Here is a 7,660-nt window from a genome sequence, read left to right as displayed (position 1 = left end):
GCCACGCAGAGTAAAATCCTGCCACCGATCTTCTTGGCAATCGCCGCTTTTTTGCTCAACATCGTGATTTCAAGGATGATCCAGTCGGAGCGTGAACAAATCGGCTTGCTCAAAGCTTTTGGCTACTCTTCTTTTGAAGTGAGTGCCCATTACTTCAAATTCGTTCTGGCGATTGCCATTGGTGGGGCTTTGGTTGGCTGTCTGATTGGGGTCATGGTTGGGCGCAGCTACGCGGACCTATTCCAGCAGTACTATAAGTTCCCATTTCTTGTTTTTCGTGTGGACCCGCAGGCTTTCATCATCGGCATTCTCGTTAGCGTTTTTACCGCTTCGGCCGGCGCTTTGTTCGTTTTGAGGAATGTTTTTGCCCTGACACCAGCCGTTGCCATGCGCCCGCCCGCACCCGCTGATTATTCAACAGCGGGGGGCTTTCTGGCGGTGGTCAATCGTCTGTTTGATCAACCAACGCGCATGGTGTTGCGACGGGTCGCGCGCCATCCGGGGCGCGCATTTGGCGCAGCACTTGGGGTCGGCGCCGGAATGGGGCTATCCGCCGCCTCGATCGGTTTGATGATGACATTCACCACCGTTGTCGATCAGACATTTGACTATGTGGATCGTTCAGACATGACGGTTGTTTTTGCCGCATTGCGATCTGACAAAACGCTATATGAACTGAACGCTCTTGAAGGGGTTGCACAAGTTGAACCGTTCCGGGTGGTCCCTGTGATTATGCGCAATGGATTGCATTCACATAAAGGGGCTTTGACGGGCCTGATTGCCAATCCGCAACAATTCCGCGCAGTTGATAAGAACTTGAATCCCATCAGATTACGCGATGATGGCATTATCATCGCCAAGGCCTTGGCGAAGAAATTGGCAATTGCGCCCGGGCAAACGATGACAATTGAGGTGCAAGAGGGTGAGCGACCCATCCTATCCATGCCCATAGTGGGTATTGCAGAAACCTTGTCCGGTGCGCCCGCCTATTTGCAAATTGGAGCCCTAAACCGCGCATTGAAACAGCCAAGCCAGATCAGTGGTGCTTATTTGCAGATCGATGAAAAATATCAGTCCGAATTATATGAATCGCTCAAGGCAATGCCATTCATCGCTGGCGCGAGCTTAAAATCTACTTCGCGAGAAGCGTTTGAAACACTTATGGATCAAAGCGCTGGTTCCATGCGTTATGTGATGAGCTTTATTGCAGCGATCATTACATTTGGCATCGTTTACAACAGTGCACGCATTGCATTCGCCGAACGAGCGCGCGACCTAGCAAGTTTACGTGTGATCGGTTTTACAAAAGGCGAAACCGCTTTCGTTTTGCTTGGTGAACTTGCCATTATGGTCATTTTGGCCGTTCCGATTGGCATTGCTTTTGGCATCGGATTGAACGTTGCAATCGTTGAAGGTTTTTCGACTGACCTCTATCAAATTCCAAACCAACTTCAGCCCGAAGCTTTTGGTACAGCAGGAATTGCTGTGCTGGTGTCTTCGATATTTTCTGGCTGGATGGTAAAACGCAATATGGACGGGCTCAATCTCGTCTCAGCCCTTAAAACCAGGGAGTAGGACATGGCAAAAAGAACGTCTCGCAATTGGATTATCTTGGTGGTGATCATCGGTGTAGTTGGTGCGCTAACCTATGCATTTTGGCCAAAACCTATATCTGTCGATCTGGGGGTGGTCGAGCGCGCGCCAATGGTTGTTACTATCGATGAGGACGCGAAAACCCGTGTGCAAGATGTCTATACGGTTTCAACGCCTGTGGCAGGACGATTGCAGCGCGTTGAAGTTGAGCCGGGCGATATGGTGATTGGCGGTACATCGATCGTCGCCAGTATGTTGCCAACAAATCCTGCGGCGCTAGACGTTCGCTCCCGAGAACAGGCGTTGGCTACAACAAAAGCTGCAGAAGCTGCTTTGCAATTGGCGCGTGCCGAACACGAACGGGCCGTCGCTGATAAAGAATTGTCCGAAATAGACTTGCAGCGGACCACTCAACTGTTTGAAAAAGAAGTCGTTTCTCGTGCTACCCTCGACCGTGCGCAAAGCGTTGCCCGTTCGGCGGCTGCGGTTTTGGACACAACGGCGGCAGCCATTTCGATGCGCGAGGCCGATTTGGAAATTGCTCGCGCTCAGCTGATCAGTTTTGACGATCAAGGCAATCCTTCAGTTAGCCGTGGCGCAGCTTCTATACCACTTCGCGCACCCGTATCCGGCCGTGTGCTGCAGGTAAAGCAAGTCAGTGAAACAACTCTGCCTGCAGGGACGCCCATTTTAGAGATTGGCGATATTTCCAATGGCATGGAGATTATCGTCGAACTCCTCTCTAGCGATGCGGTCAAAGTGGGTGTTGGCGATAGAGTGATTGTTGACAATTGGGGCGGCCCCAAACAATTGGGCGGCACTGTAACTCGAGTGGACCCTTGGGGTTACACAAAATACTCGGCGCTTGGCGTAGAGGAGCAAAGGGTAGGGGCGATTATTGAATTTACTGACCCGTGGGAGCAGCGCCAAAGTCTAGGGCATGGGTTCCGAGTAGAAGTTAAGATTGTGGTGTGGGAAGATCAAAACGCCCTGGTTGTGCCGTCCAGCGCTTTGTTCCGGGAAGCCAACGACTGGGCGGTATTTACCGTTGAAGATGGCAAAGCCAGCAAACGCAATGTCAAAATTGGGCAAAACAACGGCCTGCAAGCTCAAGTGCTTGAGGGGCTGGCTGAACAAGAAGTGATCGTTCTGTACCCTGGCGCGAACTTAGTGGAAGGCGCAGCGGTTGAGCAAAGAATTGTGCAATAGAGAACTGGCCAACACCTGATCGAATGGATAAAAGATCGCCATGACAAAAATCTATGTTGATGGCGATGCTTGCCCTGTAAAAGACGAAATCATCCGGGTAGCGGAGCGCTACGGCGTGCCTGTGGTTATCGTGTCAAACGGCGGGCTACGCCCGTCTCGAGATCCGATGATCCAGCATGTTATCGTGCCCCACGGCGCCGATGTGGCGGATGATTGGATCGCCGAGAATATCGGTGATGGTGATGTTGCTGTGACAGCAGATATCCCATTGGCCCAACGTTGCCTTGACAAGAAGGCAAGGGTACTTGGGCCAACGGGTAAACCATTTACGGACGAAAACATTGGTATGGCAATCGCCATGCGGGGGTTGAAGCAGGACCTGCGCGAAAGCGGCGAAATCAAAGGTTACAACCCCGGTTTCACGAAAGCAGACCGGTCCAACTTTTTGCAAGCGCTGGACCGGTTTCTGGCGAACTAGATCTAACGTAAAACCTAGCGCAAGCGCTTTTCAGTTTTCGCGTCAAACAACATCATGTTTTCCGGATCAAATGCCACACTAACTTTGCTGCCCAAAGTGGGCGCATCAACTTCAGCGCTTGCCTCAACGATTATTCGTTCGCCATTTTGCGCGTTGAGATAGATATATGTTACCCCGCCCAAATGCTCGACCAAATCTACGATTAGTCCGTCGCCATTAGGGTCGATTGTTAAATGCTGAGGTCGGACGCCAACTGTTACAGCACCGCCCATCGCTGGCAGAGACACAGATGTGTTGATGCTGTCATCACCAAATGCAGCACAATCAACAGATCCGTCTTTGGCAAAGCCTTCAACAAAATTCATACCCGGCGAACCAATGAAGCCGGCAACAAATTTGTTGTCCGGGTTCTTATAGAGCTGCATGGGCGAACCCACCTGTTCCACATTGCCCGCACGCAACACCACAATTTTGTCGGCCAAGGTCATGGCTTCCACCTGATCGTGTGTCACATAAATCATGGTGGCGCCAATTTCTTTGTGCAACCGGGCTAGTTCAACCCGCATCTCCACACGCAATTCAGCGTCCAAATTGGAAAGCGGTTCGTCAAACAAAAACACTTCAGGCCCACGCACAATTGCGCGGCCAATCGCAACCCGTTGACGTTGCCCGCCAGAAAGTGCCTTGGGTTTGCGACCAAGATAGTCGTCCAATTTGAGAATTTGTGATGCTTCGTCGACTTTTCTTTTAACTTCAGCCTTTGGAACCCCATTCATTTTGAGCCCAAAGCCCATGTTCTCAGCGACAGTCATATGTGGATAAAGTGCGTAGGTTTGAAAAACCATCGCAACGCCACGATCTGCGGGGTCCGCTGTTGTTACATCGCGATCCCCGATTTGGATCGTGCCTGATGTGGTTTCTTCTAGCCCTGCGATCATGCGCAACAGGGTGGACTTGCCACAACCTGATGGGCCAACAAAAACGCAGAACTCGCCATGTTCTACTTCTAAATCAACGCCATGAATAACCTGTACGGTTTCGTACTTTTTGATGGCATTAGAAATTTTTACACCAGACATAAATCCTCCCGATGGATCTTGATTGGTTAGTGGTTTGGAAACTGCCAATTCTCAGAGGCAGTTGCGATTTCTTTTGCAGCGGCTTTCATTTGCGGCGCAAAATTCTTTAGTTCGTCAAGGGTGGTGCGGTTGGTGGAGCTGGTGATCGAAAGACCACCTAAAACGCGGCCAGAATTGGCCAGAATCGGCACGGCAACACAAATAATGCTGGGCTCATGTTCTTCTTTGTCGAACGACACACCTGTTTTGCGAATGCACAACAGCTCTTGTGAAAGCTTCTCGCAATCGGTGATCGTGTTTTCTGTGAAAGCATAAAATGCCTGCTGCGCAAGGGCCTTGTCGCGTTGTTCGTCGTCAAGAAAGGCCAGCATTGCTTTGCCAACGCCAGTGCAATAGCCCGGCCCAACTTTTCCCGCCTGAGAAAACATCTCAATCGGTCGGTTGGCATCACGCTTGTCCACATAAAGCACTTGCCCGTTATCAAGCTGTGCCAAGTGAATAGTTTGGCCAAGTTCTTCTGACAGTCGATCAATAGCTGGCTTTGCAATCGGGGCGAGCGAAGACTGCTGCCATGCAGCATGCGCTAAACGCACAAGCCTTACACCCGGCGCATATGTTTGATGGTCCGGATTATAGTCCAGCATCCCTTGATTGGTGAGCGTTTGCATCAATCGATACAAAGTCGCCTTTGGGTGTTTTGACTGCGCCAATAGGTCATTGAACCGCACTGGGCGACCAAATGCGGCAACATCATCCAATATTTCCAATGCTTTGCCGACTGTGCCGTCTTTGTTTGATTGGCTGCTCATTTTGTTCCCCGTCATTTTTTTATGACTTTTACTCAACGACCCTGTTGACAACAATAGGATTAACGAACAATAATTTCAATAGTTAAAACTAAGTTTCATATGTTGGAACCAATCGGGAGGTAAAACCAATGAAACATCTACTAGGACGCGGTGTATCCGTGATGCTTGCAGCGGCGCTTATGTCGACAACAGCATTCGCAGGTGAGCTAGTCATCAACACGGATACTTCGGATCCGGCCCCAAAAGCGGCATTTCAAGCGGTCATTGACGGCTTTAAGGCTGAAAACCCAGACGTAACCGTTACGTGGAACTTGTTTGACCACGAGGGTTATAAAACATCGATCCGTAATTTCTTGACGGCTGATGCGCCTGATTTGGCGAACTGGTATGCGGGTAACCGCATGTTGCCATACGTAAATGCAGGGCTTTTTGAAGCTGTTGACGACGTTTGGGAAGAAAACGGTCTAAATGAAACTTTGGCATCCGCTGCCGGTTCCATGACCATTGATGGTAAAAAATGGGGTGTTCCATACACTTATTATCAGTGGGGCGTTTACTACCGCAAAGATATCTTTGAAGCGAATAACATCGCTGTCCCAACAAATTGGGAAGAGTTCAAAGCTGCGGGCGCAACCCTCAATGCGGCAGGCATCACACCAATCACAATCGGCACCAAATACCTTTGGACTGCTGGCGGTGTTTTCGATTACTTGAATCTTCGCACCAACGGCTATGATTTCCACATGGCACTCACCAAAGGTGAGGTGGCTTGGACTGATGAGCGTGTTCGCGCAACTATGGCCAATTGGAAAGAATTGCTCGACGCAAACTTCTTCCTTGAGAACCACGCAGCATATTCATGGCAAGAAGCACTTGCACCAATGGTGCAGGGTGATGCGGCAATGTATGTTATGGGTAACTTCGCGGTTGCACCCTTGCGTGAAGCAGGTTTGACAGATGATCAAATCGGGTTCTTCCAATTCCCAGTGATCAACCCAGATGTGCCTTTGGCAGAAGAAGCGCCAACGGACACCGTGCACATTCCATCAAACGCAAAAAACAAAGAAGATGCGAAGAAATTCCTCGCCTATCTTGCGCGTGCGGACGTTCAAACTGAAATCAACAAGACCCTCGGTCAGTTGCCAGTGAACAACCAATCTCAAGTTGGCGACGACAAGTTCTTGCAAGCGGGCAACAAAATGCTCTCTTCAACAACTGGCGGAATCGCGCAATTCTTCGACCGTGATGCACCAGCGGAAATGGCAAAAGCGGGCATGGAAGGTTTCCAAGAGTTCATGGTGAAACCTGAACGTTTGGACGCAATCCTAGAGCGTCTCGAAAAAGTACGCGGACGCGTATATAAATAAGCTTAGATGCTAATCATTTCCCGCGCGCCATAGGTGCGCGGGAACCTCAGCTCACCCCATTTACTGGACGTGTCGCCATGCAAGCTTTCTGGAAGAAAAACCAACAATCTATTGCCCCTTGGCTGTTTTTATTGCCCGGCATTGCGATGTTTCTACTCTACGTCGTTTACCCAATCTTTGGGTCCATTCAGATCAGCTTTTTCGATTGGGACGGCTTGGGCGAAAAAACCTGGGTGGGCATGGGCAACTATGTTGAACTGCTCGATGATGAAGCGTTCTATACCTCGCTGAAAAACAACATTCTGTGGCTGGTGCTGTACCTTTTGGCCATTCCAGCGGGCCTGTTTGTTGCGCTATTCCTCAATCAAACAGTGCGCGGCATTCGAATTTATAAGTCTTTGTTTTTCTTCCCTTTCGTGATTTCTCAAGTGGTGGTCGGCCTTGTTTTTTCTTGGTTTTACGATCCAAACTTTGGTCTCTTGAACGTTGCGCTTGGCGCGATTGGGCTTGAACCCATTGCTGTCCTTGCTGACGAACGTTTTGTGACCTACGGCATCATCGTCGCTGGCCTTTGGCCACAAACCGCCTATTGCATGATCCTGTATTTAACCGGTTTAAATGCTGTTGACCCTGAACAGATTGAAGCCGCGCGGCTAGACAATGCGAAGGGCTGGAAAATGCTCTGGTACATCATTTTGCCTCAACTGCGTCCGGCGACATTTATCGCGATGGTCGTAACCATCATTGGGGCGCTGCGCTCTTTCGATTTGGTTTCCATCATGACTGATGGTGGCCCATGGGGATCATCTCGCGTGCTTGCCTTCTTTATGTACGAGCAAGCCTTCTCAGAATATGGCTTCCGCATGGGCTATGGCGCAGCAATTGCTGTGGTGCTGTTCATGATCATGATGGTTTATATTTCCGGGTTCTTATACAAAATGTACCGCGACGAGAGAGGGCACTAAGATGTTTCCAACACCCGTTGAAAAAACCTCTGCAAAAGTGCGCATCGGCTATCAAGTGGCTCTGCCCATCGCGTTGATTTTGTGGCTTTTGCCGCTTATTGCGGTGGCGCTAACTTCCATCCGATCGGCAGGCGATATTAACGCGGGCAACTATTGGGGA

The 7,660-nt window shown here is 50.1% G+C and carries 7 protein-coding genes; 5 read left to right on the top strand and 2 right to left on the bottom strand.

Annotated elements, in window-relative coordinates:
• From Q0231_RS01790 to Q0231_RS01780, 3 genes are all read left to right on the top strand, one after another.
• Positions 1-1,575 (top strand): FtsX-like permease family protein (locus tag Q0231_RS01790; RefSeq protein WP_299344301.1); only part of this gene is annotated, 1,575 nt, incomplete at its 5' end.
• Between the two features lie 3 nt (positions 1,576-1,578).
• The gene (locus Q0231_RS01785; protein WP_299344298.1) at positions 1,579-2,802 is read left to right on the top strand and encodes an HlyD family efflux transporter periplasmic adaptor subunit; all 1,224 of its coding nucleotides are present in this window, start codon (positions 1,579-1,581) and stop codon (positions 2,800-2,802) included.
• 40 nt (positions 2,803-2,842) lie between these two features.
• Positions 2,843-3,280 (top strand): YaiI/YqxD family protein, encoded by a 438-nt coding sequence (locus tag Q0231_RS01780; protein WP_269392357.1) that lies wholly within the window; start codon positions 2,843-2,845, stop codon positions 3,278-3,280.
• Positions 3,281-3,294: 14 nt separating this feature from the next.
• Here Q0231_RS01780 and Q0231_RS01775 read toward each other — a convergent pair whose 3' ends face one another.
• Together Q0231_RS01775 and Q0231_RS01770 are read right to left on the bottom strand one after the other, a co-directional pair.
• Entirely contained in the window at positions 3,295-4,359 is a 1,065-nt protein-coding gene (locus tag Q0231_RS01775; RefSeq protein WP_299344294.1) for an ABC transporter ATP-binding protein, read from the bottom strand.
• A 26-nt stretch (positions 4,360-4,385) separates the two neighbouring features.
• Positions 4,386-5,168, bottom strand: a complete 783-nt coding sequence (locus Q0231_RS01770) for an IclR family transcriptional regulator (protein WP_299344291.1) — start codon at positions 5,166-5,168, stop codon at positions 4,386-4,388.
• A gap of 128 nt (positions 5,169-5,296) precedes the next feature.
• Here Q0231_RS01770 and Q0231_RS01765 point away from each other — a divergent pair, with 128 nt between their 5' ends.
• Together Q0231_RS01765 and Q0231_RS01760 are read left to right on the top strand one after the other, a co-directional pair.
• Positions 5,297-6,535 carry an extracellular solute-binding protein gene (locus Q0231_RS01765; RefSeq protein ID WP_269392354.1) on the top strand — a complete coding sequence of 413 codons (1,239 nt, stop codon included), beginning with the start codon at positions 5,297-5,299 and terminating at the stop codon, positions 6,533-6,535.
• A 77-nt stretch (positions 6,536-6,612) separates the two neighbouring features.
• On the top strand, positions 6,613-7,500 hold the full coding sequence (locus tag Q0231_RS01760; protein ID WP_269392353.1) for a sugar ABC transporter permease: 888 nt from the start codon (positions 6,613-6,615) through the stop codon (positions 7,498-7,500).
• Positions 7,501-7,660 lie beyond the last annotated feature (160 nt).

The organism is uncultured Maritalea sp. (genome assembly GCF_937139385.1).
Classification (GTDB): domain Bacteria; phylum Pseudomonadota; class Alphaproteobacteria; order Rhizobiales; family Devosiaceae; genus Maritalea; species Maritalea porphyrae_A.
Note: the sequence above shows the minus strand (reverse complement) of the source record. Positions and strands in the feature narration are given on the sequence as shown.

Excerpts from the sequence above, each read along its gene's own strand:
- Q0231_RS01765 (WP_269392354.1), top strand. The coding sequence starts at position 5,297 with ATGAAACATCTACTAGGACGCGGTGTATCCGTGATGCTTGCAGCGGCG.
- Q0231_RS01775 (WP_299344294.1), bottom strand. The coding sequence starts at position 4,359 with ATGTCTGGTGTAAAAATTTCTAATGCCATCAAAAAGTACGAAACCGTA.
- Q0231_RS01760 (WP_269392353.1), top strand. The coding sequence starts at position 6,613 with ATGCAAGCTTTCTGGAAGAAAAACCAACAATCTATTGCCCCTTGGCTG.
- Q0231_RS01770 (WP_299344291.1), bottom strand. The coding sequence starts at position 5,168 with ATGAGCAGCCAATCAAACAAAGACGGCACAGTCGGCAAAGCATTGGAA.
- Q0231_RS01780 (WP_269392357.1), top strand. The coding sequence starts at position 2,843 with ATGACAAAAATCTATGTTGATGGCGATGCTTGCCCTGTAAAAGACGAA.
- Q0231_RS01785 (WP_299344298.1), top strand. The coding sequence starts at position 1,579 with ATGGCAAAAAGAACGTCTCGCAATTGGATTATCTTGGTGGTGATCATC.